31 protein-coding genes are annotated in these 26456 nt (G+C 61.9%); 13 read left to right on the top strand and 18 right to left on the bottom strand.

All coding sequences use genetic code 11. From position 1 onward, the window contains the following. Nucleotides 1-121: 121 nt before the first annotated feature. Entirely contained in the window at nucleotides 122-883 is a 762-nt protein-coding gene (locus CJ178_RS14425; RefSeq protein WP_045064572.1) for an SDR family NAD(P)-dependent oxidoreductase, read from the bottom strand. 205 nt (nucleotides 884-1088) lie between these two features. On the opposite strand from CJ178_RS14425, the gene CJ178_RS32800 reads away from it, so the two are divergent. Then, entirely contained in the window at nucleotides 1089-1235 is a 147-nt protein-coding gene (locus tag CJ178_RS32800; protein WP_155276676.1) for a hypothetical protein, read from the top strand. A 96-nt stretch (nucleotides 1236-1331) separates the two neighbouring features. Here the strand turns inward: CJ178_RS32800 and CJ178_RS14420 are convergent, their stop codons facing one another. Then, entirely contained in the window at nucleotides 1332-2153 is an 822-nt protein-coding gene (locus CJ178_RS14420) for a glycosyltransferase family 92 protein (RefSeq protein ID WP_033231838.1), read from the bottom strand. A 93-nt stretch (nucleotides 2154-2246) separates the two neighbouring features. On the opposite strand from CJ178_RS14420, the gene CJ178_RS14415 reads away from it, so the two are divergent. Further along, nucleotides 2247-3479 (top strand): cytochrome P450, encoded by a 1233-nt coding sequence (locus CJ178_RS14415; protein ID WP_033231673.1) that lies wholly within the window; start codon nucleotides 2247-2249, stop codon nucleotides 3477-3479. Then, a complete protein-coding gene (locus tag CJ178_RS14410) occupies nucleotides 3476-4024 on the top strand; it encodes a TetR/AcrR family transcriptional regulator (RefSeq protein ID WP_095886991.1) in 549 nt (182 codons plus the stop codon). Before CJ178_RS14415 ends, CJ178_RS14410 begins: the two co-directional genes overlap by 4 nt. 10 nt (nucleotides 4025-4034) lie before the next feature. On the opposite strand, the gene CJ178_RS14405 is transcribed toward CJ178_RS14410, so the two are convergent. The 4 genes from CJ178_RS14405 to CJ178_RS14390 are packed head-to-tail and all read right to left on the bottom strand — an operon-like array spanning nucleotide 4035 to nucleotide 6981. Further along, nucleotides 4035-4415: an SdpI family protein gene (locus CJ178_RS14405; RefSeq protein ID WP_033231671.1), complete on the bottom strand. Its 381-nt coding sequence runs from the start codon at nucleotides 4413-4415 to the stop codon at nucleotides 4035-4037. Between the two features lie 13 nt (nucleotides 4416-4428). Next, nucleotides 4429-5049 (bottom strand): L-threonylcarbamoyladenylate synthase, encoded by a 621-nt coding sequence (locus CJ178_RS14400; protein WP_033231670.1) that lies wholly within the window; start codon nucleotides 5047-5049, stop codon nucleotides 4429-4431. Between the two features lie 14 nt (nucleotides 5050-5063). Then, a complete protein-coding gene (locus tag CJ178_RS14395; RefSeq protein ID WP_033231837.1) occupies nucleotides 5064-5462 on the bottom strand; it encodes a MerR family transcriptional regulator in 399 nt (132 codons plus the stop codon). A gap of 16 nt (nucleotides 5463-5478) precedes the next feature. Then, nucleotides 5479-6981, bottom strand: a complete 1503-nt coding sequence (locus tag CJ178_RS14390; RefSeq protein WP_095886989.1) for a SulP family inorganic anion transporter — start codon at nucleotides 6979-6981, stop codon at nucleotides 5479-5481. 100 nt (nucleotides 6982-7081) lie between these two features. Between CJ178_RS14390 and CJ178_RS14385 the strand changes: the two genes are divergently transcribed. Beyond that, the gene (locus CJ178_RS14385; protein WP_051730275.1) at nucleotides 7082-7378 is read left to right on the top strand and encodes a hypothetical protein; all 297 of its coding nucleotides are present in this window, start codon (nucleotides 7082-7084) and stop codon (nucleotides 7376-7378) included. 20 nt (nucleotides 7379-7398) lie between these two features. Here CJ178_RS14385 and CJ178_RS14380 read toward each other — a convergent pair whose 3' ends face one another. After that, on the bottom strand, nucleotides 7399-8349 hold the full coding sequence (locus CJ178_RS14380) for a GmrSD restriction endonuclease domain-containing protein (RefSeq protein ID WP_033231668.1): 951 nt from the start codon (nucleotides 8347-8349) through the stop codon (nucleotides 7399-7401). 228 nt (nucleotides 8350-8577) lie between these two features. Beyond that, complete coding sequence (locus CJ178_RS33260; RefSeq protein WP_204368951.1) at nucleotides 8578-8946, bottom strand: hypothetical protein; 369 nt, start codon at nucleotides 8944-8946, stop codon at nucleotides 8578-8580. Nucleotides 8947-9582: 636 nt separating this feature from the next. Between CJ178_RS33260 and CJ178_RS14370 the strand changes: the two genes are divergently transcribed. Further along, on the top strand, nucleotides 9583-9972 hold the full coding sequence (locus CJ178_RS14370; protein WP_095886986.1) for a hypothetical protein: 390 nt from the start codon (nucleotides 9583-9585) through the stop codon (nucleotides 9970-9972). Nucleotides 9973-9992: 20 nt separating this feature from the next. On the opposite strand, the gene CJ178_RS14365 is transcribed toward CJ178_RS14370, so the two are convergent. Next, nucleotides 9993-10916: a DUF2797 domain-containing protein gene (locus tag CJ178_RS14365; protein WP_092803060.1), complete on the bottom strand. Its 924-nt coding sequence runs from the start codon at nucleotides 10914-10916 to the stop codon at nucleotides 9993-9995. A 71-nt stretch (nucleotides 10917-10987) separates the two neighbouring features. Further along, on the bottom strand, nucleotides 10988-11752 hold the full coding sequence (locus tag CJ178_RS14360; RefSeq protein WP_095886985.1) for an SDR family NAD(P)-dependent oxidoreductase: 765 nt from the start codon (nucleotides 11750-11752) through the stop codon (nucleotides 10988-10990). Between the two features lie 115 nt (nucleotides 11753-11867). Between CJ178_RS14360 and CJ178_RS14355 the strand changes: the two genes are divergently transcribed. After that, a complete protein-coding gene (locus tag CJ178_RS14355) occupies nucleotides 11868-12995 on the top strand; it encodes a GIY-YIG nuclease family protein (protein ID WP_095886984.1) in 1128 nt (375 codons plus the stop codon). A 58-nt stretch (nucleotides 12996-13053) separates the two neighbouring features. Here the strand turns inward: CJ178_RS14355 and CJ178_RS14350 are convergent, their stop codons facing one another. From CJ178_RS14350 to CJ178_RS14335, 4 genes are all read right to left on the bottom strand, one after another. Next, the gene (locus CJ178_RS14350) at nucleotides 13054-14256 is read right to left on the bottom strand and encodes a Dyp-type peroxidase (RefSeq protein ID WP_045064553.1); all 1203 of its coding nucleotides are present in this window, start codon (nucleotides 14254-14256) and stop codon (nucleotides 13054-13056) included. After that, nucleotides 14249-14749 carry a copper chaperone PCu(A)C gene (locus CJ178_RS14345; RefSeq protein ID WP_033231661.1) on the bottom strand — a complete coding sequence of 167 codons (501 nt, stop codon included), beginning with the start codon at nucleotides 14747-14749 and terminating at the stop codon, nucleotides 14249-14251. The genes CJ178_RS14350 and CJ178_RS14345 overlap by 8 nt, the downstream gene beginning before the upstream one ends. 22 nt (nucleotides 14750-14771) lie before the next feature. Next, entirely contained in the window at nucleotides 14772-16202 is a 1431-nt protein-coding gene (locus CJ178_RS14340; protein ID WP_033231660.1) for a PepSY-associated TM helix domain-containing protein, read from the bottom strand. A gap of 116 nt (nucleotides 16203-16318) precedes the next feature. Next, the gene (locus CJ178_RS14335; protein WP_033231659.1) at nucleotides 16319-16849 is read right to left on the bottom strand and encodes a hypothetical protein; all 531 of its coding nucleotides are present in this window, start codon (nucleotides 16847-16849) and stop codon (nucleotides 16319-16321) included. Nucleotides 16850-17171: 322 nt separating this feature from the next. On the opposite strand from CJ178_RS14335, the gene CJ178_RS14330 reads away from it, so the two are divergent. Continuing rightward, nucleotides 17172-18353: a MinD/ParA family ATP-binding protein gene (locus CJ178_RS14330; protein ID WP_033231658.1), complete on the top strand. Its 1182-nt coding sequence runs from the start codon at nucleotides 17172-17174 to the stop codon at nucleotides 18351-18353. A gap of 9 nt (nucleotides 18354-18362) precedes the next feature. Here CJ178_RS14330 and CJ178_RS14325 read toward each other — a convergent pair whose 3' ends face one another. After that, on the bottom strand, nucleotides 18363-19397 hold the full coding sequence (locus CJ178_RS14325; protein WP_033231657.1) for a baeRF2 domain-containing protein: 1035 nt from the start codon (nucleotides 19395-19397) through the stop codon (nucleotides 18363-18365). Between the two features lie 147 nt (nucleotides 19398-19544). Between CJ178_RS14325 and CJ178_RS14320 the strand changes: the two genes are divergently transcribed. Continuing rightward, nucleotides 19545-19886 (top strand): hypothetical protein, encoded by a 342-nt coding sequence (locus CJ178_RS14320; protein WP_052683353.1) that lies wholly within the window; start codon nucleotides 19545-19547, stop codon nucleotides 19884-19886. Between the two features lie 174 nt (nucleotides 19887-20060). Here CJ178_RS14320 and CJ178_RS14315 read toward each other — a convergent pair whose 3' ends face one another. After that, entirely contained in the window at nucleotides 20061-20264 is a 204-nt protein-coding gene (locus tag CJ178_RS14315) for a hypothetical protein (RefSeq protein ID WP_033231655.1), read from the bottom strand. Between the two features lie 149 nt (nucleotides 20265-20413). Between CJ178_RS14315 and CJ178_RS32795 the strand changes: the two genes are divergently transcribed. Then, the gene (locus CJ178_RS32795; protein ID WP_092803415.1) at nucleotides 20414-20569 is read left to right on the top strand and encodes a DUF6131 family protein; all 156 of its coding nucleotides are present in this window, start codon (nucleotides 20414-20416) and stop codon (nucleotides 20567-20569) included. Between the two features lie 350 nt (nucleotides 20570-20919). Beyond that, nucleotides 20920-21702: an SDR family NAD(P)-dependent oxidoreductase gene (locus CJ178_RS14305; protein WP_033231653.1), complete on the top strand. Its 783-nt coding sequence runs from the start codon at nucleotides 20920-20922 to the stop codon at nucleotides 21700-21702. A 7-nt stretch (nucleotides 21703-21709) separates the two neighbouring features. Here CJ178_RS14305 and CJ178_RS14300 read toward each other — a convergent pair whose 3' ends face one another. Then, on the bottom strand, nucleotides 21710-22606 hold the full coding sequence (locus CJ178_RS14300) for a class I SAM-dependent methyltransferase (RefSeq protein ID WP_033231652.1): 897 nt from the start codon (nucleotides 22604-22606) through the stop codon (nucleotides 21710-21712). A 202-nt stretch (nucleotides 22607-22808) separates the two neighbouring features. On the opposite strand from CJ178_RS14300, the gene CJ178_RS14295 reads away from it, so the two are divergent. After that, nucleotides 22809-23279, top strand: a complete 471-nt coding sequence (locus CJ178_RS14295) for a sigma factor-like helix-turn-helix DNA-binding protein (protein ID WP_095886983.1) — start codon at nucleotides 22809-22811, stop codon at nucleotides 23277-23279. A 6-nt stretch (nucleotides 23280-23285) separates the two neighbouring features. Here the strand turns inward: CJ178_RS14295 and CJ178_RS14290 are convergent, their stop codons facing one another. After that, complete coding sequence (locus tag CJ178_RS14290) at nucleotides 23286-24929, bottom strand: (2,3-dihydroxybenzoyl)adenylate synthase (RefSeq protein ID WP_095887985.1); 1644 nt, start codon at nucleotides 24927-24929, stop codon at nucleotides 23286-23288. 62 nt (nucleotides 24930-24991) lie between these two features. Here CJ178_RS14290 and CJ178_RS14285 point away from each other — a divergent pair, with 62 nt between their 5' ends. Continuing rightward, nucleotides 24992-25747 carry an SDR family oxidoreductase gene (locus CJ178_RS14285; RefSeq protein ID WP_095886982.1) on the top strand — a complete coding sequence of 252 codons (756 nt, stop codon included), beginning with the start codon at nucleotides 24992-24994 and terminating at the stop codon, nucleotides 25745-25747. A gap of 41 nt (nucleotides 25748-25788) precedes the next feature. Continuing rightward, nucleotides 25789-26454, top strand: a complete 666-nt coding sequence (locus tag CJ178_RS14280) for an isochorismatase family protein (RefSeq protein WP_092803024.1) — start codon at nucleotides 25789-25791, stop codon at nucleotides 26452-26454. Nucleotides 26455-26456 lie beyond the last annotated feature (2 nt).

Genomic DNA, 26456 nt, shown 5'->3' with positions numbered 1-26456 from the left:
TTGGTGGCATTTGTATTTCACCGATCAACGGCTGAGGACAGGACATTGCTGGGTGATCGTAGTAAAAGCACAGTCGAACGGCCCTGAATCGGTAATCGATCCAGGGCCGTCCACAGTTCTGTCACCCCCAGCGGGACTGTCCACCGTCGAGCGGGATTGTGGCACCGGTCAGGTAGCCGGCGTCGGGTCCGACGAGGAACGCGACGGCAGTGCCGATGTCGTTTTCGCAGTCACCGATGCGGCGCATCGGAATGCTGGCAACGAAGGCCGCTGCTTCCTCGGGGCGAGCGTCGGCCCACCGCTGCAAGCCGGGCGACGACGCGTGTGGGGCGACAGCAAGGACACGAATCCCGTCCACACCCCACTCGCAGGCTGCTGCTCGCGTGAGTGCACGCACGGACTCCTTGACGGCCGCGTACCCGCCGTAGCCGCTGGCGTCCCACCGAACGGCCACCGAGCTGACCATGTTGATGATCGCGCCGCCGCCACGGGCCTTCATCGACGGGTAGCACGCCTGCATCGTGCGCAGAGTTGCCACGGGCCCGGACTCGAGTCCGGCAGCCAGCTTCTCGGGCGTCAGATCCAGAATGTTGCCCAAGGGGTTCAGGCTCGCGTTGTTGACGAGGATGTCGACGCCGCCGAACAGTTCGACGGTTCGGTCAACAGCAGCGGTGATTGAGTCTCCGTCGCTGACATCGGCCAGCACCGGCTCGGCGCGGCCACCACGGTCGGCGATTTCCTTGCACGTGTCCACGAGCTTCGATTCGGTGCGACCGACAACTGCAATGGACGCACCTTCCTTGGCCAGGGCAAATGCGACTCCCTGCCCAACACCTTGGCCAGCGCCTGTGATGAGCGCCACTTTTCCGTCCAATTTGCCCACTGTTGTTCTCCTGCTCGTCATTTAGCGGTCCCCGAATGGTTGCCTCCTCCGCGCAGTATTTCTCCTGGCTTCTTACTGGTCGGGATGTGATTTGCATCCCACTCAGTGGAACCGCTTTTAAAATCGGTCGTCTTACAGCTAGTGTGAGCGCCGTTACATACCCGGCGTGGGGCACACGCACACATTCCATGATGAGGAGATTGAAATGCCAACCACAGGTAGCATTGACGCCGATACCGCTAAGTTGCTCGGCGACCTGGCTAAGTACGCTTCGCCCATCGCAGGCCTCATCGGCGGCGTCGGCGCGATCCTCGGCCTCGCCGGACTGATCAACGCCGGCACCGGCTCCTGATCTGTTTCTGATCTGAATCTCCGGCCCGCGAACTGGCAACAGGTCGCGGGCCGGAGGTCTATCTACCGTTCCAATATCTGTGTCTTGCAGACACATTCATTGGAAGCGGGCCTGCGGAACTTCCAGACTTTCGGCAGTGTCCGGCCGGGTGTAATTCTCCTTCGGCGTGAGGTCGAGGACTGCCTCGCTGCCGCGGTAGTGACGGAACCAGAAGAGCGAGCGGTCCGGTGTGATGCGGGTGTCTTCCCCCGTGGTTTTCCAGTACCAGTGAATGTCGGCGTCGAGAACTTCCGACAGGCGAACGATGTTCTTGCAGCCGTACTCTTGCAGCCCTTGGCATGTGAGGCTTCGCAGTTCGCGTGGTTCGCCGCGGCTGGTCCAGCGTGATTCGTAGACCAGTGCGTCGAGTTGGATGCGGTGGCAGTCCTGTTCCGATGCAGCGTGCAGTAGGTCGTCCCAGTTCAATCCCGGTGCGTGCTGGAGGTATTCGTCGGCGTCGATGAAGGCGCTCCAGGCGACAGTAGTGCGAAATCTCGTGATGTAGTCGACGTATGCCTCGACCTGGCCGTGCACTATCCGGCCTTCCGCATTCCGGGGTTGCCATTCGACGACCGTGACCGGGAGGCCCTGCAGTTCGCGGCGAAATGCTGCTTGAACGTCACTGTCGGACAGTGTTTCGGTGTACGCGCCGTAGGAGTTTCCGCGCTTGTCGACGCTTCCTCCGTGCCACCGGTTCAGGCTGAATGCGCTGCTGCGCCGCGACGATCCAACGGAGCCGGTGTTGTCGTACAACACGATGTCCCATCCCTGTTCGATGTGGTGCACGCACCAATCGCGGATGAAGGGCAGGTGTTCGCGGGGGAGGAGGACTGCGACAACGGTGCGGGTCTTGCTGCTGGAACTGTGCTCCGTGCTCATGGCAACACGATAATGCGGCGGATGCATCCCATGAGCACCAAGCATTGAACACCAAGCATTGACATAATCGTGATTCTGTCTCATAGTCGAGGCATGACGTCATCTGTGTCACACTTGCCACGGTTTGTTCCGTCGACCGGGGAATCCTGGCGATCGCCCTGGGCGATGTACGACGCCTTGCGTGAGTACGACCCCGTTCATCATGTGGTCCCCGAGGCGCCCGGTGACGACTATTGGGTTCTCACGCGCCACGAGGATGTCTACAACGCAGCGCGGGATTACCAGACGTACTCGTCCGCCAAGGGTCTGACCACCGTCTACGGCGAGCTGGAACAGATAGGTATGCAGGACAATCCGCCTTTTGTGATGCAGGATCCGCCGGCTCAGTCGGAGTTTCGCCGCATGGTCTCCAAGGGATTCACGCCCCGCCAGGTGTCTGCCGTCGAGCCGATGGTTCGGGAGTTTGTGGTCGAGCGCATCGAGGCACTGAAAGCTCGCGGCGGCGGTGACATCGTCGTCGAACTTTTCAAGCCACTGCCGTCGATGGTTGTTGCGCACTACCTGGGGGTTCCGGAATCCGATCGCGACCAGTTCGACGGGTGGACGGAGGCGATCGTTGCGGCCAATTCTGCCGGGGGTGCGCTCGCCGCAGCAACAACGGCGCAGGCCGCGACCGGTGAGTTGATGATGTACTTCGCGTCGTTGGTCGAGCGACGCAAGGTGGAACCGGGCGACGATACGATCTCACACCTTCTGGCGGCAGGACTCGGCGAGGAGGGGGACATCAGTGGTTTGCTGTCGATCCTGGGATTTGCGTTCACCATGGTGGCAGGCGGAAACGACACCACAACAGGGATGTTGGGCGGTTCGGTGGCGATGCTGACCGAGCGAGTCGACCAGCGTCAGCTTCTGATCGACGATCCGGAACTGATCACCGACGCGGTCGAGGAACTGTTGCGACTCACGTCGCCGGTGCAGGGTCTTGCTCGAACCGTCACCCGCGATGTGAGCTTGGGCGGCAAGACTATTCCGGCCGGGCGCAAGGTGCTGTTGATGTACGGAGCAGCTAATCGTGACCCGTCGAAGTACGGCCCCGATGCCGGTGAACTCGATGTGCTGCGCAAACCGCAGAAGATCTTGACGTTCAGTCACGGAGCACATCACTGTCTGGGTGCGTCGGCTGCTCGTATGCAAGCACGAGTTGCGTTGGAAGAGTTGCTGGCTCGCATTCCCGACTTCCACGTCGACATCGACGCGATGACCTACGCACCGGGAAACTACGTCCGCCGTCCGCTGACGGCTCCGCTGTCGGTGAACGCGTCGTGAGCAGCGACTGGCTGGGGGACGGCCGGGCCATTGCTGCTGCCGAGAAGATTCTCGACAGCGCGGCATTGTTGTTTGTCGAGAAGGGCGTAGGCGCGGTGGGAATGGCTGAGATAGCCTCTGCTGCAGGTTGTTCCCGGGCCACTCTGTACCGCTATTTCGAGAATCGGCAGGCCCTGCACGTTGCGTTTGTTCACCGTGAGGCTCGCACACTGGGTGCTGCCATTTCCGCGACTGTTGCGCCGATCGCCGATCCGCAGGAGCGACTCGAAACGGCGATCCTCGCGGCGGTGTCCGCGGTGCGCGGTACCCCGACCCTGGCGGTGTGGTTTTTGCCGGGCGACGCGAGTCTGGCCGGTGAGCTTGCGAATTCGTCCGAGGTCATCAACGGATTGGGTGCCGCGTTTCTCGGCAGCAGTGCCGACGCGGCTCAGGCGAAGTGGACGGTACGAGTCATTCTCTCGCTCCTCATGGTGCCTGGCGTCGACGCGCGTGACGAGCGGGCTCTGGTGAAGGCGTTTGTTGCCGGTGTCCTGATTCACACCTAGGAGAGCGGATTCAGTTGCGGCACTGAATTTCTCGCGCGACCCTGTTGCCGGTCAGTGCGGCAGCCAGGATCGCGACCGTCACCGCGGCAAACACGACTGCGGCCGCCGTCGCAGAAGCAGCAGTCCCGACGCCGATCGTGATGGCGATGCCAAGCTGAACAGCAAAGCCGGCCAGCGCAATCCATGTTGCCCGCCGCAGCCCTGGGCGGGCGGCTTGATGGGCCTGCTGCCAAGCTTCGGGGCTCGACATGGTTGCTTTGGTGCGTATTCCCATCACGGAGTTCGGCTCGTCGCCGGGAAACTTCGCGATCAGCGATGCAACGGCCACCAGGGTTATGGTGCCGATCGACAATCCGAGTACAGCGCCGACCAGATCCTGAGATTGCGACATGAAATCGAAGCGCTTACTCGAAACGTGACGGGTCGCCGCCGCCGACGCGGACAACCTCCGGTGCACCGGACGAGAAGTCGACGACAGTTGTCGGTTCGGTGCCACAATCGCCCGAGTCGATAACGGCGTCGAGCTGGTTGTCGAGTTCTTCCTTGATCAGCCAACCATCCGTCATGGGTTCTTCTGCACCGGGCAATATCAGGGTGCTCGAGAGCAGCGGTTCGCCGAGTTCGTGCAAAAGGGCACGCACTACCGGATGGTTCGGGATTCGCACGCCGACGGTTTTCTTCTTCGGATGTGCAAGGCGCCGCGGCACTTCCTTGGTTGCGGGCAGGATGAACGTGTATTGCCCTGGCGTGGCAGCTTTTACAGCGCGAAACGCGGCGTTGTTCACATGCACGAAGTGGCCGAGCTGTGAGAAGTCCGCGCACACCAAGGTGAAATGGTGATCGGAGCGCAGCGCCCTGATGTCGCGAATCCGATCAACGCCACCGTGGTTGTCCATCCGGCTGCCCAAGGCGTAGCAGGAATCTGTCGGGTACGCGATGAGGGCATCGTCCCGAAGCATTGCGACGATCTGGCTGATCGCACGCGGCTGCGGGTCGTGCGGGTGGACATCGAAGTATCTGGCCATGTGTCCAGCCTAGTTCAGGGACGCAGTTGTGCCGGGAACTCTGCCGAAATCGGTGCTGCGAGCACTGCCGTCAACTCCTCGGCGTAGGCAAGCTGTTTGCGCAGGTGGTTGCAGCTGTCCTCGGCGCGCGTATGGCAGGCCGAGATGAATTCGGTTGCCGTGGTCCGCGATAGGGGATCAGCGGCGTCGTCGGCCAGGATCGACAAGGATTCGAGCAGCTGTTTCATCTCGTCCAGGGTGAATCCGAGTGGCTTCATCCGCCGAATCACGAGCAGGCGTTCGACGTCGGATTCGGTGTAGAGCCGGAAACCCCCGCCGCTGCGCTCGGATGGCGTCACCAACCCGACATCGTCGTAGTGGCGAATGGTTTTGATCGACAATTCGGTGCGCTCGGCAACCTGGCCGATCCTCATGGGCTTGCTTTCCATGTCAGTGACCTGCTCCCATCCGGCCGGACAAGTGGACGTGACGTTCCGCGGATGCCGCGTCCAGGCCGACGATCTCGACGTTCTTGCCACGAGCTGCATATTTTGTGGTGATCGCGTCCAGCGTAGCGACGGTAGACGCATCCCAGATATGGGCGCCGGAGAGATCGATGATCACGTTCTGCGGGTCGCCGGCGTAGTCGAACTGGTAGATCAGGTCATTGCTCGACGCGAAGAACAGTTCGCCGCGCACCGCGTAGACCCGCGTGTTCTCGTCGGGATGCGCAATGTCGACCACCTCGGTCAGATGAGCGACGCGACGGGCAAATATCACCATGGCTGTGATGACTCCGACGATGACGCCGTACGCGAGGTTTTCCGTCGCTACCGTGACGGCGACGGTCACGAGCATGACGACGGTCTCGCCAAGGGGCATGCGCCGCAGAGTTTTAGGATTGATGCTGTGCCAATCGAGGGTGCCGACGGACACCATGATCATCACTGCGACCAGAACAGCCATGGGGATCAAGGCCACCACATCGCCGAGGCCGACCACCAGGATCAGCAGGAACACTCCGGCCAGAAAGGTGGAAATCCGGGTTCGCGCTCCCGAGACCTTGACGTTGATCATCGTCTGTCCGATCATTGCGCAACCGCCCATGCCGCCGAAGATTCCGGTGACGATGTTGGCAACTCCCTGCCCCCAGCCCTCGCGAGTCTTGTTCGAGTGAGTGTCGGTGATGTCGTCGACAAGCTTTGCAGTCATCAATGATTCGAGAAGTCCGACCAATGCCATGGCCAGAGCAAACGGCGCGATGATCGAGAGCGTGTGCATCGTCAGTGGGACGTCGGGGAACATCAAAGTCGGCAAGCTCGACGGAAGTTCGCCCTCGTCACCGACATTGGGCACGTCGAACGAGAAGACGGCGGTTACCGCGGTCAGCACGACGATGGCCACCAGCGGCGCCGGGACAGCGGTGGTCAGTTTGGGGAGGAATATCAGAATCAGCATGGCGCACACAAGAAGTGGATAGACCAGCCACGGCACACCGATCAGGTGGGGAATTTGGGTGATGAAGATCAGGATCGCGAGTGCGTTGACAAATCCCACCATCACACTGCGCGGGATGAACCGCATCAGTTTTGCCACCCCGAGCAGACTCAGCACGATTTGCAGGACTCCGGCCAGCAGAACAGTGGCAATGAGGTAGTCGATGCCGTAGTCCCGCGTCAGGGGCGCTACAACCAGTGCAACTGCGCCTGTGGCTGCCGAGATCATCGCCGGTCGGCCACCGACAATCGCGATGGTGACGGCCATGGTGAACGACGCGAACAGACCCACCCGCGGATCCACACCGGCGATGATCGAGAACGAAATCGCCTCGGGGATAAGTGCCAGGGCAACAACGAGGCCGCCGAGCACTTCGGTTTTGAGGCGCCGGGGCGAGCGCAGCGCAGACCGTACGGTGCCGTCGTCGGCGGTGGTGTCGAGTGTGGTTGCAGCCATCAGGGTTCCGTCCTTACGAGATCGTCAGACCCTACCCTCCCGGGAGGGGAGAGTGTAAATCTGCTCGTCAGGGGCCAGGCTGCCGTGCGAGTATCGAACGATGAGCAAGGGAACCGTCTCGATCTGGAACGGCGAGCAAGGTTGGGGCGTGATCGAATCCGCTGATACCCCTGGCGGCTGCTGGGCCTTCTTCTCCCATATCTGGGCCGATGCGATGCCTGAACTGAAGCCCGGCCATTCGCGGATGATCCGTGGCGGATACAGGGAACTTTTTGTCGGTGAAACCGTCGACTTCACCTGGGAGATCACGCAGCAGGACGGCTACTCCTACCGCGCGATCAGCGTCACGCCGCAGCGGGAGCACCCTCAGTGGACGATCGAGGACACACCTGGCTGAGCGTTACTTCTCGCAGGCGGTCACTTCTCACAGGCCACGCCGTCGCCGTCGCCGTCGAGGTGGGCACCGTAGCCGGGGTCACCGATGCGTACGGGAGCTGCGCCCGCAGCTTTGGCCGCCGCGCAGTTCTTGAACGGCGCGGTCACCGCCGCTGCCGGAGCCGAGGTGACAATCGGCTTGGACGTGACAAGTGGCGGGGATGTGGCGGGCTGCACCGGAGCAGTTCCCGTGCAGTCCTGGAGGATTCCGGCGATGGTGTCGTGTTCGGCCTGGGTCACCCACAATCTGTACGCGGCTTTTACCTCGACCTGCGCAGCGACGTACTGGCAGCGGTATCCCCGGTTGGGCGGCAGCCACGACGAGGCGTCGGAATCGGATTTTTGTTGGTTGGCGGGACCGTCGACGGCTCGCAGGTTGCGTGGGTCGTTGGCGAGGTTGGTGCGCGTCTGCGTGTCGAGTTGTTGAGCGCCCTTCTGCCAGGCGTCGGACAGCGCTACGACGTGGTCGATCTGGACTGCTGACGACGTGTCCTGACCACGGGTGAAGGCAATCGTGGTGTTGGTGTACTGATCCTCGAGCGTGCCGGTCTGCACCGTGCACCGGTTGCCGTCCTTGTACGTGAGGGCAGTCAGGTCGCGGGCCAGGATGTCGTTACGGGTGTCGCAGCCGTTGTGGCCGAACTCGACGTCGACATCGTCGGTCCAGGCCGTGCCGAACAACGCGCGGTCGTATCCGGTTTTGGGGGCGCGTCCCTTGATCGGAATTTGCGCCAACAGTGTGGAAGCGGCGGATACAGCAGCATTGTCGCTCGTGAGCGCCGACGAGCTGGTGGTGACACCGGATCCGATACCTGAACCGAGACTGCCGGTTTCGGCGGCTGACGAGCTGGAGCACCCGCCGAGGATCAGTGCGGCAACAAAGCCGATCGAAACAGCAGCTGCGCTGCGCCTGCTGATTGCCGTGCGTGACATGTGTCGAGAGCTCATTTCTGTTTAGAGACGAACTACAAGTATGTCATTCGCGACATTTCGGTCTGAAGCGGACGAAGTGGACCGAAACAGACCGAGCGAACGCACCTTTCGTCGCCTTGGATGCGCCGAGAGGTACGTTCGCTCTGAAACAGGGAGTCGGGCGGAGCGCCGAAGCAACACAAAGGCCCGGAAGTCGGTATCGACTTCCGGGCCTGTGGAACGAGTTGCTCAGATCTCGATCTTGGGAGTCTGCTCACCCAGCTTGTGGCGAGCCAGTGCCAGGTTCGCGCGCGTGCGTTCGAGGACGAGGTACACGAAGAGTGTGGACATTCCGGGCGTCTCGATCACGCGGATGAGATGGTACTGGGTGGTCAGGGTGATCAGGATGTCTTCGAGGGTGTCGGTAATTCCCAGGTTACTCATCGTGCGGAGCTTTGCGCGCACAACTTCGGAGTTTCCGGCACCGGCGTATTCGAGGCTGAAGGACGGGTTTCCGGCCATGCCGAGAACCATGCCGCTGTCGGCGTCGACGACGGCTGCACCTGTGGCGCCGTCGATACGCATCAGTTCGCCGAGGACCTTGTCGATGTTGCTCATTGCTTCTCCTTTATGGGGTGCGGGGTAGGGCGCAGGCGAGCGCTGCGACTCGAGTTGATGCTTCGGCGGCGAAGTCATCGGTACATTCTTCGGCGGGGATTGAGGGCGGGTGGGATCCAGCGCGCGAGGGGTTTGTCCTGCTTGTGAGTTTTGCGAAATAGGTCCGTAATGCGCAGATAGAGACACATTTATTGTTTCGTCCTCACCGATACGATCGGCGGTCAGCCACTCGCCGGCGGAACCGGAAAGGGGTGGCGGAACCACTGTCGGTGGGTCGAGCGGGGGCGGCTGAAGTTGCGGATAAACCGGGGACGTCAGTGGCCGTTTGTACGGGATAGGTTGGCCCTCCGAATCGGATACGTTCGAGAACCACACGGCATACCCTGGGTCTTCGCGATCGAGGCTCGCCTCACGATCGTCGTCTTCTTCTCGGGATCCGCGCTTACGAAAGAGTCCCACAAGCCTCTACCCCTTTTGAGACGAATCTCTTCTACGGTACATCCCGCTCGAATCGAGTAGGAGACTGCGGAAACCCGCCCCTAGTTACCTTGCAGCTACGTAAGACTATCACGGTGTCGCGATCGGGGCCGGGGCTCTGCGGCTCGGCTGCCCAGTCAGCTCTGGCATTCTGAAGAGATGAAGAAAACGGTTGTCGGGTTCATCGGAGCCTGTTCATTGATAGCGCTGGTGGCCTGCGGTTCCGACGGCGGGACGCCGACCGAAGTGGGGACTCTGACGTCCACTGCGCCGGCGACCGATACAGATGGCGTTACCGCTACCGAGGGCACCGCGGTAGCGGGGCTTCCGCGCACGTACGAGCAAGCCTGCAACGACGTCCTCAAGTTTCTCGACGGATATCAGCAGGCGATCGACGAATCAGGCGACGACATCGGACTGACCCGTGAGTCGCTGGCGAACGACATGCTGACGTCGATCCAGGCTTACCCGGAATGGTCGACTCTGTCCGCCGACGAGCAGGCCGAGGTAACGCGCGGATTCGACGCAGCGGTCGCCGGAAGCTGCTGAAGGCAACCTTCACACGACCGTCAGAACAGTGATTCCTGAATTGCGACGCCCGGAGAGTCGAAGTTGCCCACCGTGACGGTACGTCCGACCAGTGCCGAGATGTCTGCGACAAAGTGAGGGGATTCCGGGTCGGTATCGGTACGGAACAGTGCCACCGGCCCGGTCAGGCCTTCGAGGTATAGAGAGTGCTCACCCGATTCGAAGGAATGGGGATACATCAGCGCCGGGGTGGCGTCGAAAACGATCTGCGAGCAGGCCGGTGGTGTCCAGACCTCGGGCTGTTCGAAAATCTCGATGCCCTCGATCCCGGATCCGATGTAGGACAACTCTTCTCGGTTCGAGACAATGAACTGTTGCAACTCGTTGCGCAACGCAGCGGTGTCGATTCTGTTTGTCAGTGCCTCGAGTTTGCGGGATGTGCGGATCGCCTGGCTCAGGTGAAACTGCCTCGACACGTCAGCTTCGAGAGTTCGAATGTTGTAACCGTCCGTCGAACCGGCGACGTACAGGGCGGCTGCGGCGCCTTGCTCCGCGACGCGCGGGTACTTGCGGAACTGCGACGCCGTCCCCACCTTCATCCGGCCACCGGCGAAGATGTCGATATACAGCCATTGTGGCTGGGTGAGGTAGGTGCGCACATTCGGGTGAATGTGCGCACCGTTCACGTGAGCCTGGTGAACGCTTGTGAATCCTTCGCGATTTCTGCACCGGTCACATTGGCGTCCGCTGGTCACCTTCGCGCCTCGATCGCACGGGAGGTAACCGGGTCCGTCGGCCGTCATGTCGCGCCACCCGAGGCACCGCCGTCCCCGGCGCTCGTCCACAGAAAACCGGAATACCGACGTGTGCGTGAAGAACGTGGTGTCGCCGGTTGTGTCGTCGACGAGGCGGATACGAGGAGCTGCCGGATCCGACCATTCGATACCGCGCACGAGCAAGGTCATGATGGAAGTGCCGGTTCCTTTTTTCGGATGTACGAGGAACCACTGATGTTAGTGCGTCGGATATCAGTGCGTCAGCTGCCGGGCAACCCAGGGTAGTAGGTGCCTGCCGACCAACCGCCGTCTACGGCCAGCTCGGCTCCTGACATGTAACTTGCGTCGTCGCTGGCAGCGAAGGCCGTTACCCGGGCCACCTCGTCGGGGAGCCCGATTCGCCGTAGCGGAACCTGACCGTACGGCTTCTGCAGGTCGTCGCCCGTGCGGCCCATCGGGTTGCCCAGCTGGGTATCGACGCCACCGGGATGCACCGAGCAGACGCGGATGCCCGACGGTCCGAGTTCGAGTGCCTGAGTTTTGGTGAGTCCACGGACCGCCCATTTGCTGGCGGTGTAGGCGCTCAGGCCGTTCACTCCGCGCAAGCCGTCAACGGACGAAATGTTGACGATCACGCCGCGCGCGGCCTTCTTCATCACGGGAACAACAGCCTTCGCGCCCAACATTGCGCCGATGACGTTGACGGAGAACAACTTTTCGACGGCCGCGACGTCGATGTCCTCGACAGCGGCAAAGGCAAGCATGCCCGCATTGTTGATCAGGACGTCCACAGTGCCGAACTGGGAAGTCGTGTCTTCGACGAGGCGCACCCAATCGGATTCGCTGCTGACATCAAGATGGTGGAAGACGCCGCCGATGTCGGCAGCGACCGCGGCGCCCTTCTCGTCGAGCACGTCGCCGATGACAACCGTCGCGCCTTCTGCTGCGAGGAGTCGGGCGGTTGCTTCTCCCATTCCCTGAGAACCGCCGGTGACGATCGCTACCTTGCCTACAAATCTGTTCATGCACCGATTCTGTGGCGGTAGCGCCGGGTCCGTATCGGGCAGTCCCGCTGGCCGGAAATGTCCCGATGACGTGCGACTGACCTCGGGCCTGCTTGTGATCGCCTAGGCTCGTGGCATGGCTATTGTCTGGACAGTTCCGCGTGGTATCAGCCCCACCCTGCTCGTAGCACCGTTGATCAAGGAGTTTCTCGCCGAGGGCGAAGGCACCCTCGACTCGAGGCTGAGCGCGGTCGGCATTGTGTGTGCCTCGCTCGAGAAGCAGGTCGGTCGCACGTTCACGTCGATCAGTTCGGCGTCGGCAGCCATCTTCTCGGGCGCCGCAGCATCGTCGAGTGTGCCCGATGCGCTCAGGCTCGCGGTGATGCGGACGCTGTCCACCGAGGTGCTCGTCCGTAAGCCGGCTCCGCAACCGTTCTCCGAGAAGGTCGGAAAGCGCTTGGGAGAGTATGTGTTCGCGTTGCGTGACCCGCGTAACAACCAGGTGTTCCATGTCGGCCACGGCACCGGAAACCAGGTATTCGCTTCGGTTTTCGAGGCACTCGGTGAACTCGACAACCTCGAAGGAGCCTCCGGGGCAGCGGATACACCCGGAGTGACCGCTGCAAAAATCTCACGCATTCGTGAGATCTACGACGCCGGTTCGGCAGTCGAGCACTACGTTCTCATCCGCAGCGTATCCGGTGCGGATGCAAGCGGCACGGCAGACGCCGTGGTCAGCGGCATCGTGGAGACGCTGCGGATCAGTGAGGCGGGTGAGAACCTGACCAACCTTGCGGGTGAGGTCACTGACAAGGATCTGCGGGCAACCCGCGTCGAGGAAATCGCCCTCCGCTATTCCGCAGATCCGGCACCGGAATTGCCGACACCCAGTGTGGTGCTGCATGTTCCGGGTTCTGCTCGCGCCGGCGCCACCGCAGAAGAGATCTACGAACTCGCCCGCCAGGAATGGGCGGCCGGCGCCGCAGTGCGTGCCGAAGCCGGGATTCCTGTACTCGTCTTCGCGGACAGCATCATTCGTGGCGCTTTCCGCGCGCAGTCGTGGGAGGTGTCCACTCGTAACGCCGACGGCAGCATGCTGTGGCGCTTCACCGGCGACGTCGACGAGGAGCTGGCGGCCAAGTACGTCGGCACCGAAATCACACCGCACAACGTCGGACTCAAGAAGTGGCCGGTCAGCGGTTGGGTTACCCGACTGACCACCGCTCGCCCCGGTGCGGCGATGCCGGGTCCGCGTAAGAAGTAAGGCCCGCGTAAGAAGTAAGACGAGGTTGGGCTCCGGAGTTTTCGGAGCCCAACTTCGTCTATTTCAGTAGTCCACTGCCGAGGTAGTCGTTTTCCTCGCATCCGGGCGGAATGAGATAGACGGCCGAACCGATCGGCGTTGTCCACTCGTTGAGTGCGTCGAAGTCACTCAGTCGCTGCTGAACGGGCAGATACTGCGCCGCGATGTCCCGCTGGAACGCCGCGAAGATCAGCCCGGAGTTGGACGTTTCCTCGCCTTCCGGTGGGTCGTCGTAGTTGTAGGCACGACGGAAGAACTGCTCTCCCTCGTGCATTCGATGCGAGCGTGCGATGTGTGATCCCGGCGGAATGACCGGGATACCGAACCTGTCGGTAGCGGTGAAATCAGCCTCGTCGAACTCGTCGGTGCCGGTCAACGGAGCGCCGTTCGACAACGTGCGACCCATCGTGAGTTCACGCGCCGGTCGATCGAGTTCGTCCCACGTATCCATTTCCATGCGAATTCTCCGAAGCACCAACGACGTTCCGCCGGCTAACCACGGCTGATCGGCGCCGTCGCTCCATACGAGGGAGTCGAAATCCGTGGTTCCCGGCGCCGGGTTGACGGTACCGTCGACCTGGCCCATGAGGTTACGCATAGTTGTTCCCTCGGGCGCGGTTCCCCGTGCGCTGCGAAACCCTTTCTGCGTCCACCGAATTGAGGTCAGTGAGCGGGCGTTCTTGGTCAGTACCCGTACCGCATGCGCGACGGTGACGGGATCGTCGCTGCAGATCTGAAGGAGAAGATCCGTTGCGCCCCAGCGATCTTCGAGTCGGTCGATCGGGTAGCTCGGTAGCGGAGCGCACCACGCTGGTGCCCGATCCTGTAACCCCAGAGCGGTGAACAGTCCGGGCCCGTAGCCGACGGTGATCGTCAGCCTCGACGGATCAACCGCCAGTTCCTTCTCGGTATCGGCCAGAGCGGGCATTCCCGCAGTGAGGCGAGCAGCGTCGGCTGTCCACATCTTCATGATTCCGATGACGGCGGCCCGGTCGACTCCTGGTCGCAGATCGAAGCCGACAAAGGTGGCGTGTGCTTGCGGCGGGGTGCTGACGCCTCCCTGATGAACGCCATGGAACGGAACGACGGCTTTACCCGGAGACGGTTCATCGGCCTGCGCCAGAGTTGCTGCACCCCACGTTGTTCCCGCGACCGCAAGCGCGGCAGCGCCACCTCCGAGGAGGCGCCGCCGGCTCAGTCGCAGGTTGCTGTTCTCAGCCACCGTGATTGGGGTCGTAGTTCTCCTGGTTACCGGAGAAGTCGCGGATCTGGGCTGTGAAGGTGGAACTGGAACCGTCGTCGTAGATCAGGGTGACGTCGGTTTCGGCGCCGGGGAGGAGCGGGCCGGCGAGTTCCATGAACATCAGATGATCGCCGCCTGGCGCAAGGCTGGCGGAACTGTTCGCGGGAACCCGAAAACCACCGTCCTTGGGGCGCATTGTCATTGTCCCGGCGTCTCCGGTCACAACTTCGTGCAGTTCGACGCGAGCGGACGCCGGGCTGGTGGCCGAGACGACCCGTACGTCTTTGTCGCTGGAATTGACCAGTTCGGCAAAGGCCGCGCTCATACCGCCCGGCGCGGCTTTGACCCATTGATCCTCGATCGTGATGGATTGTGCCGCTTCGGTTTCCTTGCCGGACTCCGATGAACAACCGGTCAGCGTCAGGGCCGCTGCCAACGCGGCAGCGGTGAACAGTGTGGTGCGAACAGACATGTGTATCTCCGTAGTTCGAGTATCAGGTGGTTGCGCGGCGTCGGAGTGCCGCGACAGAAAGGTCGATCAGGAGGAATGCGATCAGGCTGAGGCCGAGCAGCGGAACGAACCAGCCGATCAGGGCGGTGCAGGCGATCAGTGCAACAACGCTGATCGGAGCGAGTTTTCGGATGCCACCGCGTGTGGGTGCTCGGCCTACAGCCCACTCGGATCCTCGGATGGGTCGTCGACGCCACCACATGATGTAGCCGCGAATGACGATGCTCGCCAACGCAACGGCGAGTGCGGCGAGCGCGATCTGATTGGCGAGACCGAAGAGAAGTCCCATGTGCAGCTGGATTCCCCAGGCCGAGAGTTTTGCCGCGATAGGCCAATCCGCGAACCACAGCTCGTCGGTGACCTTCTGTGTTGCTCCGTCGATTGCAATGGTGTTGTTGCTCATAACCCAGGGCTGACGCGTCTGGGCGACGGTGAAAGCGGTGTGTGCATCAGCTGGGATCGACACCTCGACGGGGCCGGTGATGCCGTGATACCTGGCGATGCCGAGGACCGCGTCGACCCGTCCGACGTTCGTGTCCGTCAGAGTCCCGGTGGCGATCGGGGCCATGTCGTGACCGTCGTGTCCGCCGGACGGCTGCGCGGGAGCGCCGCCAAGTGTCTTGACCACCGAAGGGGTGGTCCAACTCAGTGCGGTTCTCATGTTGCTGACGTTCTCACCGGCGTATGTCGACCACGTGAGCCCGGTTGCCGAGAGAAACACCAGTGCCACTGCGATCCAGATGCCGACAACTCCGTGCCAGTTCAGGGTTCGGTTACGCCCGGCGGACGTTCGATCCAGGGTGAGCAGACGGGCGTTGCGAGAGGTTCGGTACCGGCGGAACCACAGGTAGACACCGCCGAGGGCAACCACCCACATCCACGACGCGGCCAGCTCGCTGTACAGGCGTCCCGGTTCGCCGAGATGAAGGTTGCGGTGGAGCTGGGAAATCCAGGTTCGGACCGGCAGCGAGCCGCTACTGCCGTACACGGTCAACTCGCCGACCGGTTGAGCGAGCACCGGGTCGACAAATACCGCGAGTCTCTCGGACTCGCCGAGAGACGGATCGGTGAACAGAACTCGGGTGGTTTCGCCGGCGGCAGGAGACGGGCGGATCGCTGAGACCGTCAAGTCCGGGCGGTACTGCTGAGCGGAGCGGATCTGATCGTTCAGTGATGCGAGCTGTCCGGTGCTGTCGGTTTGTAGGTAGTCGCTGTAGACAAATTTCTCGATGGTGGGTGCCACCGCGTAGAGGCCACCGCTCAACGCCGCGATGAGGATGAACGGTCCGATGAGAATTCCGGCGTAGAAATGCAGGCGCAGGATCAGGGGTCTGGCGCCGCCGGCCTTCTTCTTCGGAGGGGAACTGTCGTTGGAAGCGTGCGGCTGCGCGCGCTCCATTTCGGGTGCGGACATGCGTGTACTCGATCCCGCTGTGCGCCTTTCTTAACCGTCGGCGGTTGGTAAAGGCGCACAGCAATGGGGGCGCACGGGATTTCGTGCGCAGAAAGGAAAGGGAAAGGAAAAGTGAGTTACACGAATGCCGGCGGGCCGCGCGTGCCCAGACCGGAGGTGAGAAGTTGCCGGAGAACAACTTTGGCGCGGTAGCGAGTGCGGACGGTGAGGGGTGAGTGCTGCGGCGCCCAGGGCCGCAGCAGGACTGCAACGATTGTTGCCACCGTGGACGCCGCAACGACGTAGCCGCGTTCGGCGCCGCGGATCGCCGCCGCGCAGACTCCGACCGCAGCGATATGAGCCGCGAGCATCGGGAGCGACGGAACAACGCCGTGCTGGTGGTCCGAGGCAATGGTCAGTGTTGTGTGGCCGATCGCCTGCCCGGCAGCAAGCATGAGAGCCAAGGCCGCGGTGGGCGAGCGACGAGTATCGATGGACGCAACGACGGCGCCGACGCTCGCGCAGGCGAGGAGCAACAAGACCACCGCACTTTGCGACGGCGCCATGCCTCCGCCGCCGAGTGCGTGGGCGGCGAGGGATACCGCTCCGGACGTGCCGCCGACAAATCCGCCGCGCAACTGCGCGACATCAGCGAGGCGGGAGGTCATAGGTGCAAAGGATACAGGCACCTACTACCACGGTTAGTAGGTGCGCCGAAGTTGGACATTTGTTCGGTTGAGTGCCCGTTTTCTTTGCCCACACATTGCGGCAGGCGATTTCGGATGCGTTCTGGCGCAATACGTACCGGACAACTGGTATGCCGGTTGATTTGCTGGCGGATCGGGAGTTTCGAGGACCAAAGTCATCGAACTGTGTTGTGTAACAAATCGGCCCGCATTTGCGGTATCACCGACGGGCCGATGCGGCCCCGCAGTGATAGCGTCCCGACATGTGATGTCCGAATTGATTCGACCTTGACCTAGGAAAACGGTGCACAGCGATAACAACGGTTCGAATGGTGGATTCAAACAGAACGGTTCCGGAACAGCCGACACGGATGATCTGCTGAGCGGCTCTGACGATACCTACGCGAATTCGGTTCGAACCGTTACCTTTACGCCGCAGTTCGATCTACCGCAGAGCGACGAGGTTCCGGTCAAACCGCTTCCGAGTCAACGGATGCGGCAAGTGCGACGCGACGAGCCGGCCGATTTCCGAACCTCGACGCCACAAGCGATGACCTCCGTCGACGACCTGGACATCATCAAGCGCGCCAAACGTCCGCCCGAACACGGTTTCGGTGCTCTGCTGTTCAAGCTTTCGGGTGGGCGGATCAACACCGGGCAGTCGGCGGTGGAACTCGAACATCAGGCGCTGGTCCGTCGTGCTAATCGGACGGTGCGCGGCGTGTACAAGATCGCCTTCATCTCGCTCAAGGGTGGGGTTGGGAAGACGACGGCGGCAAAGACCGTCGGCTCCACGTTTGCGTCGATCCGTGGTGATCGGATTGTTGCGATCGACGCCAATCCTGATCTCGGTACCCTCGCCGATCGAGAACATCGCGAGCATCACTTGACGGTTCGTGATCTGTTGGCAGACAGTAATATTCGTACGTACAGTGATGTGCGGTACTACACGTCGCAAGGTGACAGCCGGTTGGAAATCCTTGCCAGCGAAGCGGATCCGGAAACATCGGAGTCGTTCAACGAGCAGGACTACCTCGACACGCTACGCATCCTCGAAGTGCACTACAACATTCTCATCACCGACTGTGGCACCGGCATCATGCATTCGGCGATGTACGGAATCCTCGACGAGGCTGACGCCTTGGTAGTAGTCAGTCCGACGGCTCAGGACGGAGCGCGCAGCGCAGCCGCCACGTTGAGTTGGCTGACCAAACACGGTTACGGCGACCTCGTGAGCCGGTCGGTGGTTGCGATCAACGCAACGCGGCCTGGATCGTCGTCGCTCGATCTGGACCAGCTCGAGGAAGTGTTTTCCCAGCGCGGAGTTCGGGCGGTCTGCACCCTCCCGTACGACGACCATCTCGGGGAGGGCGGGCCCATAGATCTGAAGTTGTTGAACAAACGCACTGCGCGTGCCTATCTCGAGTTGGTCGCCGCTATCGCCGACGGCTTCCCGGATTCGCAGGGGCGCCACGCGTCACGGTGACGGAGTACTTCACGGATGCCTCAATATCGCTCCGTATCCGTCTGCGAGAGTAAGGCGTTCGTCTACCTGAATCAGTTCGGCCCCGGTTCGGATCGCTAGATAGGGGAGTAGTCGATTCGCGGGTGCAAAGTGTGAATTACTGGATACTTCCTTGTCATCGGGATCGGTGAAGAGCAGAGTCTCGACCTTGCCCTGTTCCAGCGCATCGAGCACACGGGCAGTGCCGTCGACCGACAGTTCGGTGTCGCGGCCCTGACCGGCCATGAAGCGCTCGGTTTCGGTGTCCATACGCCTCAACCGCTCGGTATCGATGAGTTCGCGTATCGCCTTGGCTACTTCGGTCGGAGAAGAACCTGCTGCGCGTGATCCGCGTTCGATCTCCACAGTGCGTAGTGACGCCGGAAGATACTGCGCGAATGCTGTGCGCGACTGAACTTCGCCGATGATCAGCACCAATTGCACCTTGTGTTCGCGGGCCAGTTCGGCGGTGCGAGTTGCGGCTTGGGTCAAGTTCTTTCGCACGTTCTCCTGCGCCAGGGATTGAGTGTCGATATAGCGGTCGGGGCCACCCACTCGAGCTTTGTGTACCGGGAACCCGTCTCCGTCCACGGATTCGCCGTAGACATCTCGCCCGCGCGCATCGCGCACACACAGATCCGCGCCGGTGTGATCGACCTTGGCGAGGACAAACGGCTCGGTGTCGTGTCCATGTGCAACGAGCGGAATCAGGTAGGGCAATGAACCAACCGTCACGACGGTCGACGCCGTGGGTTCGAGCATGATGTCGTCGACCAGAACGGCATCGGGCGTGATCACCAGTGCGCGTCCGGCCCGGCCGGAAATTCCGTGATGATTGTCCTTCACACTGTCGAACTGTTCGATCAATGCATCTGGTGCTCCCTGTTTCGACAATTGATTGTGCATCGAACGCCACTCCAACTCGAAGCGCTCACGTGAGTTTTCACGATTGCGGACGTCCTCGAAGTACACCGAGGCAAACGGTCCTTCGCTCGAACCGACCTTCTTCAGTCGCGCAGCATGCATGGCGACTCCTCTCTGTAGTAGTCGTCGAATCTTGTTGCTCGTCTCTCCGCACGCGTACCCGCTCGAGGTTGATTCGACACGAGAGCTGGGTATCCAATGCGATTGGCCGCAGATTCACACGAGAGATTCCAGTGAAGGGAGCAGGTCATGTCGGCCCGGCGCCGTAACGCAGCGATGGATACCGAGAAACGGTGGTCGGATCCGGAGGAGTTCCGCAGGGCGGCGACCTTCACAGGTGTGGTGATCGGGCTCGCGCTTGCGGTTCTGTGTTCGCTGCTGCTGTTCGACCGGTCGTCAGGGCTCGGCACCCTGGCCTTCGCGCCGGCCGCTGTCTTCCTGATCGGTGGGCTGATTGCCTTTGTCCAGACGTATCGGGTGTGGAAACGGGGTGGGGTGTGGCCCATTTGGCAGGGGGCAGGGTGGGGCCTGATGGTGTTGATGCTGATCAGTTCCGGTTTCGGTGCGGGTGCTTATGGCCCGCCGCAATAAACTCCCCATTGGACTCGCACATTTGTTCGATTCTTGCTAGTGTTGCTCCCCGTGGGGATGGTGCAGTGGGAAGCCTGCATCACCCCCACGCCAGAACCCGGTGCCTGGCGCTGACTGCCTTCAGTGTCAGGCACCGCCTTTGGGTTGGCTGGCTTTGGGCGGGTGCGGCACTCGTCAGGAACTAGGTTGCGGCAGAGTGCAATCCGTAACCTTGGGGTTGACGCCGAAGTAGTTCAGGGGCCCCGCCACTACGGTCACGGCGATGGTGCCCACGCCGGCGCAGTTGGATGGAGAGTTGCTGTAGTAGCCTCGCTGGCCGGCCGCGATGGCACCGACAACAAGCCAGATCAACACGATCAAAGTCACGATCCGTCGCATGGAACCGCTCGATTCCTCAGCTGTGTGGCGCGGGGACTATCGAAATACCCGGTCAGGAGGGGTATGAAACGCAAGTGAGCGGGGTATTCGAAGGTAGAGTGCCGTCACTTCGCGTGTATGTGGCGGGCTTGTCGTCGAAAGAGACTGCCATGATTATTCTCGGAATTATCCTGCTGCTGATCGGATTTCTCTTGAATATTCCGATCTTGTGGACGATCGGTGTTGTCCTCTTGGTGATCGGGCTGATCTTGTTCGTGCTGGGCTCGACGGGGCGCGCGGTCGGTGGCCGACGGCACTGGTACTGAGCTGATTTGATCTGATTTGCGCGACCTGATCGATCTTAGCTGGGATATTCGCCAGATCGAGGACAGGCCCCACACCCTGTGGGAGTGCAGGACCTGCCTCCGATTGGTCTTGCCAACATCTCCATGAGCGTCAACGAGTCCCAGCACGCCGGAGCATGCGTCGAAAACAATACGGCGCATCGGACGTGTTTGCCAACGATTTACGGAGAAAATATTTCTGAGTTCATACTTTGGGATTTTGGTCCCTAAAGTGAGGATTGCACCTTACGGGCGCAAGGTTTATCCCCCGATCGCAGTGGAGACTCTACGGCCGAAGCCGGATTTCGACCGGTCGGACGGGAGCCGGTTCGATGGATCTACTGCTCAAAGGGAAGACCGCGATTGTCACCGGTGCCGGCAAGGGCATCGGTCTCGCGATCACCCAGGCATTGGTCGAAGAAGGAGCCCATGTGATCGCGGGTTCACGAACTCGCACGGCAGAAATCGAGAAACTCGAGACCGGCGACGGTGTCACGTTCCTTGCCGTCGACTTGGCGAGTGCGGACGGTCCGCCGGCATTGGCTGCCGCAGCCGCAGAGCGCGGCAGTATCGACATCCTGATCAACAACGTGGGCGCCGTGACGCCGCGGACCGAGGGATTTCTCAGCGTCACGGACGGCGACTGGGATGCGTCGCTGCGCGTGACGTTCATGTCCGCGGTGAGGATGATCCGGGCTGCCCTGCCGTCGATGGCGGTCGGCGGTGGGAGCATCGTGACGGTCAGTTCGGTGAATGCGTTCCTTCCGGACCCAGCGGTGATCGACTACAGCGCGGCAAAAGCCGCTTTGAGTAACCTGTGCAAATCGTTGTCGAAAGAGTTGGCTCCGCAAGGTATTCGGGTGAACACCGTGAGCCCAGGACCTGTGCGGACGGCGTTGTGGCTCGGGTCGGGCGGGGTAGCGTCGACGCTCGCCGGGGTCTCCGGACTCAGCGCCCAAGACATTGTGGACAGTGCAGCCGCAGGCTCGGAGACGGGCAGATTCACGTACCCGGAAGAAGTCGCGGATCTGGTGGTGTTTCTTGCCGGAGGCCGCGCTGCAAACATCACAGGCGCGGATTTTGTCATAGACGGAGGCTTGATCAAGACGCTCTGAGTTCGAGCTACTTCGTGGCCGTCAGATAGCCTGAGCGTTTCGACAAATCGGCAAGTTCCGGTGGAAGTTCCGGGATCGGTTGGCCGTACTCGTTTGCCAGTTCAAGGGTGTCGCGGCACTGAACCGACCAACCGCGGTCGGTCAACCACTGTTTGGGGTCGGCGCGCTGGTCGTCGTAGAACAATGCGGACAAGTCCAAGCCGCCGAATGGGTCTTTCTTGAAGTACTTTGCTCTGATGTCGGCGAATCGTTTGCCGTCCATTCCGGATGGGAAGTAGTTCAAGGCAAGTCGACTTCCTGGCGAGGAGAGTTCGTCGATTCTTTCGAACAGTGCGTCATGTGCGCTGCCGGGAAGATAGGCCAAAAGTCCCTCTGCCGACCATGCCGATGGCTTGGCGCGATCGAATCCTGACGCTTCGAGAGCGGCGGGCCAGTTTTCTCGCAGATCGACAGCCACCGTGTGACGGTCCGCTTTCGGTTCCGCTCTGTGTTCGGTGAGCACCTGATCTTTGAATTCCAGTACCCGCGGCTGATCGACTTCGAAAACCGCAGTGCCGGTGGGCCAGTTCAGTCGATAGGCCCGTGCATCCAATCCTGCTGCCAGGATGACTGATTGGGCGACTCCTGATCTGGCGGCGTCGAGAAAGAACTCGTCGAAGAATTTACTTCTGATGCCCATGCCAATGCCCATGAATCCGGACAGTGGGAGGTCTTCCAGCGATGACGGGTTGTCCAGTAGCGCGGTGAAGTGTGGTTCGCCCGCGGCCGCGACAAACCACGGCGCGTAGGAATCTTCGATCAGGGCGTGGGGGCGACGTGATTCTATGGCGCGAAATGCGGCCACTCCCAGCGCAGTCAGGCCGACACTGCTGACAATGTCCCAGGTATCGCCGTCGCTGCGCACGTTTTTGATCCTACGCTCGTGGTGGTTCCCAATTCGAGTGTCGGTATTTCTGTTGCAGTTCAAGGGGTTCGGTCTGCTTTGAGATTGCCAGGTGATTGGCAGACTCAGTGGAGGCGGCCGTCAGGGTTCGCGCTTTGACTAGGGAGTGTGGTCCGGGCGCAGTAGACGTAGGCCTAGCGCACAACAATCAGCAAGGAAGGCGATGGCGAAGTTGCAACGCCCTGATGCACTCGATGGTCTGGAGGTTGCCGCACGACACGGTGGCGCCGCGTCGAAGGCGAGGCTGTATTGCGCTGTCCGGCCGTTGGCGGTGCGACGTGCTCGCGTCGAACTCGAGCCTCACGCAGCAGAATTAGTAGCCGACGCCGTGTGCCGTTCCGTCGTGAATTCGGTGCCGGGCCGGGCAGCGTCAGATGGTTCGCTCGTGCGTCTGGTGTACTCGACAACTCGTCGATTGATCGACCGAACGGACTCGAAATCCAGGATAGGACTGCCCGCCGATATCGAGGCTCTTCCTGAGCGGCTGCGAGAGGTGTTGATTTTGAGGTTGATCGTTGGCCTCGATGTCGACGACACCGCAGTTGTGCTCGGGCGAACACGCGCTCAGGTTCTGGTGGAACAACATCGGGCGCTGGCGACGCTGAGCGCCGTTGCCGCGGCCGCAGCGAGTTGAGTTGGATCAGCGAGCGGCGAGCATTCGACGCAGATCCTTACGGCTGGTCTTGCCGACGCCGGTCTCCGGGAATTCTTCAAGCACCTGCACCCGGTCGGGGATCTTCCAACTCGCCAGGCCGCGCTCGCGAACAAAGGCTCGTATCTGGGCTGTTTTCGGCGGACTCGACGGGTCGGCGGCAAGGAGGAAGGCACACGTGCGTTCGCCGAGGTATTCGTCGGGAATGGCAACAACGATCGCGTCGCGTACCGCGGGGTGCGCCAGGAGGTGTTCTTCGAGTTCTTCGGCAGATACCTTCTCGCCGCCGCGGTTGATTCGGTCGACTGCGCGCCCGCAGACGGTGATGTTGCCGTTCGCATCAACTCGAACCACGTCGCCGGTGCGGTACCACCCGTCGGCGGTGAAGGAACGGGCATTGGCTGCGGGATTGTCGAAGTAGCCGCGAATTGTGTACGGGCCCTTGGTGAGCAGCTGACCTTCGGTGCCCGCGGGTACGTCGTTGTCGTTGTCGTCGACCACCCGGATCTGGTCGAAGGGGGACATGGGGCGGCCCTGCGTGGTGAGGACTACGTCGAGAGGATCTTCGTCGCGGGTGTAACACACCAGACCCTCGGCCATCCCGAACACTTGCTGGAGTCGTGCGCCCAACGCGGGGCCGATGCGGGCCGCCAACTCGTCGGGGCAGCGAGCGCCGCCGACCAGTACAGCTGTCAGAGTCGAGAGGTCGTGTGAGTGGCCACGTTCGGCTGTTTCGGTCCACAACCGGGCGAGCGGCGGAACGAGTCCCGTCATGGTCACTCCGGCGCGCTCGATCATCGCGAAGGCCGTGGTGGGACTTGGGGACGGGGTCAACGCCACTGTTCCACCGGCGGCGAGAGCTCCCAGGATTCCCGGCGAGCTCATCGGGAAGTTATGGGCTACCGGCAATGTCGCCAGATAGACCGTCGATGTTGTGACACCACAGATTTCATTGCTGCGCAGCACGCTGTAGAGGTAGTCGTCGTGGGTGCGGGGGATCAGTTTGGGGATGCCGGTGCTGCCGCCGGACAGCTGCAGAAACGCCACGGATCCCGGGTCTGCGGCGGCAAATTCGCGCGGTACGGCGCTCACCGCGTCGAAGTTCACGGTGCCGGCCGGGGCGTCCGATCCGGGATCTGGCAGGCACACAACGGTATTCAAGGTCGGTGTCGAAGCAGCGACCTCGAGTGCCAGAGCGCCGTGGTCGAACCCGTCGATGTGGTGCGAGGTGATGACGGCGACGGCGCGTGAGGCGCCGGCCAGTGCAGTCAATTCCGAGGAACGATGCGCGGGGAGGCAGAACACGGGTACTGCGCCGATCCGGAAAAGCGCGAAGACCACGGCGACGAACTCGGCCTGGTTGGGCAGTTGGACCATCACCGGATGCTGTGCGGTGATGCCGAGGTCCGCGAGTCCGGCAGCGAGGGCGTCCACGCGGGCGTCGAGCTCGGCGTACGTCCATGTCTGCTCGGCGTCGACGACTGCGACGGAGTGGGCATGGGCGGCCACGCTCTCGCGCAGAACCTGGTCGAAAGTCTTTCCGGCCCAGATTCCTTCACTGCGGTATCGGGCGGCGTCGTCTGCAGGCCACGGGGTGAAGGAGAGCTGAGGTGGTGACACTTCGGAAAGCATGTCTTCCTTCACTGGTGGTGGCCCGGCGGCGTGAACAATTTCGATAAGGATAGCCTAGGCTCATGGATGTGAAGGGTGTGACTGGGCGATCTGTCGTGATTACCGGTGCCGGCGGCGGTATCGGCGCGGCAACGGCGGCACTGTTCGAAGAGGCCGGAGCCACGGTCGCTCGGTGGGACCTTGCAGCTCCGACGGTACCCGTTGGCGGATTCGCGCTCGCGGTCGACGTGACGGATCGTCAGTCCGTCGAGCAGGCGTTTGCCGCGACAACCGATGCAATCGGAACGGTGTCGGTGCTGGTGCACACTGCGGGCGTGTTGCGGGCGGGTTCTGCGCTGACCGAGGACAACAACGACTGGGATGCGTGCATGGCCGTCAACGCGACGGGAACCATGAACGTCGCCCGCGAAGCGGCTCGCCGCTTTGTCGCTGCCGGTGCTGGCGTGATCACGGCAGTGGGGTCGAACGCGGCATCGACACCGCGCACGAACATGGCTGCCTACGGTGCGTCGAAGGCTGCGGCAACCGCCTACATGCGGAGCCTGGGTCTCGAGATCGCTCCGCACGGAATCCGCTGCAACATTATTTCTCCGGGATCGACGGACACTCCCATGCTTCGCGGAATGTGGGACGGTACAGACCAATCCGCCGGGGTGATTGCCGGTGACGCCGACGCCTATCGCCTCGGGATTCCGCTCGGCCGACTCGCGCAACCGGGTGACATCGCCGCCACGGCGTTGTTCCTCAGCTCGGACGCGGCCAGGCACATCACGATGCACGACCTCCGCGTCGACGGCGGCGCCACGCTCGACATGTGAAGTCCTCATACACAACCGATCGAACCGAATAGGAGCGCCCGATGGCCATTCCCCCCATTGCCGGCTACGTTCTGCCCCGCCGTGACGAGGTATCCGCGGACCGCGTCGACTGGCAACTCGACCCGTCGCGCTGCGCGCTCTTGATCCACGACATGCAGCGTTACTTCATCGATGCCTACAACGCCGGTGAGGAGCCCATCTCCACCGCGACCGCAAACATGGTGGCGATTCGTGACGCGTGTGTTCGGGCCGGGATTCCGGTTGTCTACACGATGCAGCCGGGTGATCAGCATCCGTCCAGGCGAGGCATCCTGGCCGATTTCTGGGGCGAAGGTATGACAACCGGCCGCGATACGGAGGTGATCGACGCGCTCACGCCCGGAGAGTCCGACATCGAGGTGACGAAGTGGCGATACTCGGCATTCCAGCGCACGGATTTGCGTCAGCTCCTCGCCCGTGTCGGCCGCGATCAGTTGATCGTGACCGGCGTGTACGCGCACATGGGCTGCATGCTCAGCGCGGCCGAGGCGTTCATGAGTGACGTCGAGCCGTTCATGGTCTCGGATGCCACAGCAGACTTCTCGCGCGACGAGCACCTGATGGGATTGGAATACGTCGCCAAACGTTGTGGCCGGGTGTTCACCGCGGCCGACGTACTGGGCGCGATCAGCGTGGACGAATCCGTCGCAGAGCTCAGTGGAGTGTAAGA

Source organism: Rhodococcus sp. ACPA4 (assembly GCF_002300185.1).
In the GTDB taxonomy this organism is placed as follows: Bacteria; Actinomycetota; Actinomycetes; order Mycobacteriales; family Mycobacteriaceae; genus Rhodococcus_F; species Rhodococcus_F globerula.
The sequence above is the reverse complement of the archived record's forward strand: the minus strand, read 5'-3'. Positions and strand labels throughout refer to the sequence as shown.

Bases quoted from the DNA above. Each gene is read 5' to 3' on its own strand.
- CJ178_RS14340 (WP_033231660.1), bottom strand. From the start codon at position 16,202: ATGTCCGCACCCGAAATGGAGCGCGCGCAGCCGCACGCTTCCAACGAC.
- CJ178_RS14355 (WP_095886984.1), top strand. From the start codon at position 11,868: ATGGCTATTGTCTGGACAGTTCCGCGTGGTATCAGCCCCACCCTGCTC.
- CJ178_RS32795 (WP_092803415.1), top strand. From the start codon at position 20,414: ATGATTATTCTCGGAATTATCCTGCTGCTGATCGGATTTCTCTTGAAT.
- CJ178_RS14360 (WP_095886985.1), bottom strand. From the start codon at position 11,752: ATGAACAGATTTGTAGGCAAGGTAGCGATCGTCACCGGCGGTTCTCAG.
- CJ178_RS33260 (WP_204368951.1), bottom strand. From the start codon at position 8,946: ATGAGCAACATCGACAAGGTCCTCGGCGAACTGATGCGTATCGACGGC.
- CJ178_RS14390 (WP_095886989.1), bottom strand. From the start codon at position 6,981: ATGGCTGCAACCACACTCGACACCACCGCCGACGACGGCACCGTACGG.
- CJ178_RS14345 (WP_033231661.1), bottom strand. From the start codon at position 14,749: ATGTCTGTTCGCACCACACTGTTCACCGCTGCCGCGTTGGCAGCGGCC.
- CJ178_RS14320 (WP_052683353.1), top strand. From the start codon at position 19,545: ATGTCGGCCCGGCGCCGTAACGCAGCGATGGATACCGAGAAACGGTGG.
- CJ178_RS14370 (WP_095886986.1), top strand. From the start codon at position 9,583: ATGAAGAAAACGGTTGTCGGGTTCATCGGAGCCTGTTCATTGATAGCG.
- CJ178_RS14395 (WP_033231837.1), bottom strand. From the start codon at position 5,462: ATGAGGATCGGCCAGGTTGCCGAGCGCACCGAATTGTCGATCAAAACC.
- CJ178_RS14305 (WP_033231653.1), top strand. From the start codon at position 20,920: ATGGATCTACTGCTCAAAGGGAAGACCGCGATTGTCACCGGTGCCGGC.
- CJ178_RS14365 (WP_092803060.1), bottom strand. From the start codon at position 10,916: ATGACCTTGCTCGTGCGCGGTATCGAATGGTCGGATCCGGCAGCTCCT.
- CJ178_RS14315 (WP_033231655.1), bottom strand. From the start codon at position 20,264: ATGCGACGGATCGTGACTTTGATCGTGTTGATCTGGCTTGTTGTCGGT.
- CJ178_RS14285 (WP_095886982.1), top strand. From the start codon at position 24,992: ATGGATGTGAAGGGTGTGACTGGGCGATCTGTCGTGATTACCGGTGCC.
- CJ178_RS14380 (WP_033231668.1), bottom strand. From the start codon at position 8,349: ATGTCACGCACGGCAATCAGCAGGCGCAGCGCAGCTGCTGTTTCGATC.
- CJ178_RS14415 (WP_033231673.1), top strand. From the start codon at position 2,247: ATGACGTCATCTGTGTCACACTTGCCACGGTTTGTTCCGTCGACCGGG.
- CJ178_RS14295 (WP_095886983.1), top strand. From the start codon at position 22,809: ATGGCGAAGTTGCAACGCCCTGATGCACTCGATGGTCTGGAGGTTGCC.
- CJ178_RS32800 (WP_155276676.1), top strand. From the start codon at position 1,089: ATGCCAACCACAGGTAGCATTGACGCCGATACCGCTAAGTTGCTCGGC.
- CJ178_RS14420 (WP_033231838.1), bottom strand. From the start codon at position 2,153: ATGAGCACGGAGCACAGTTCCAGCAGCAAGACCCGCACCGTTGTCGCA.
- CJ178_RS14335 (WP_033231659.1), bottom strand. From the start codon at position 16,849: ATGACCTCCCGCCTCGCTGATGTCGCGCAGTTGCGCGGCGGATTTGTC.
- CJ178_RS14290 (WP_095887985.1), bottom strand. From the start codon at position 24,929: ATGCTTTCCGAAGTGTCACCACCTCAGCTCTCCTTCACCCCGTGGCCT.
- CJ178_RS14385 (WP_051730275.1), top strand. From the start codon at position 7,082: ATGAGCAAGGGAACCGTCTCGATCTGGAACGGCGAGCAAGGTTGGGGC.
- CJ178_RS14400 (WP_033231670.1), bottom strand. From the start codon at position 5,049: ATGGCCAGATACTTCGATGTCCACCCGCACGACCCGCAGCCGCGTGCG.
- CJ178_RS14325 (WP_033231657.1), bottom strand. From the start codon at position 19,397: ATGCATGCTGCGCGACTGAAGAAGGTCGGTTCGAGCGAAGGACCGTTT.
- CJ178_RS14405 (WP_033231671.1), bottom strand. From the start codon at position 4,415: ATGTCGCAATCTCAGGATCTGGTCGGCGCTGTACTCGGATTGTCGATC.
- CJ178_RS14280 (WP_092803024.1), top strand. From the start codon at position 25,789: ATGGCCATTCCCCCCATTGCCGGCTACGTTCTGCCCCGCCGTGACGAG.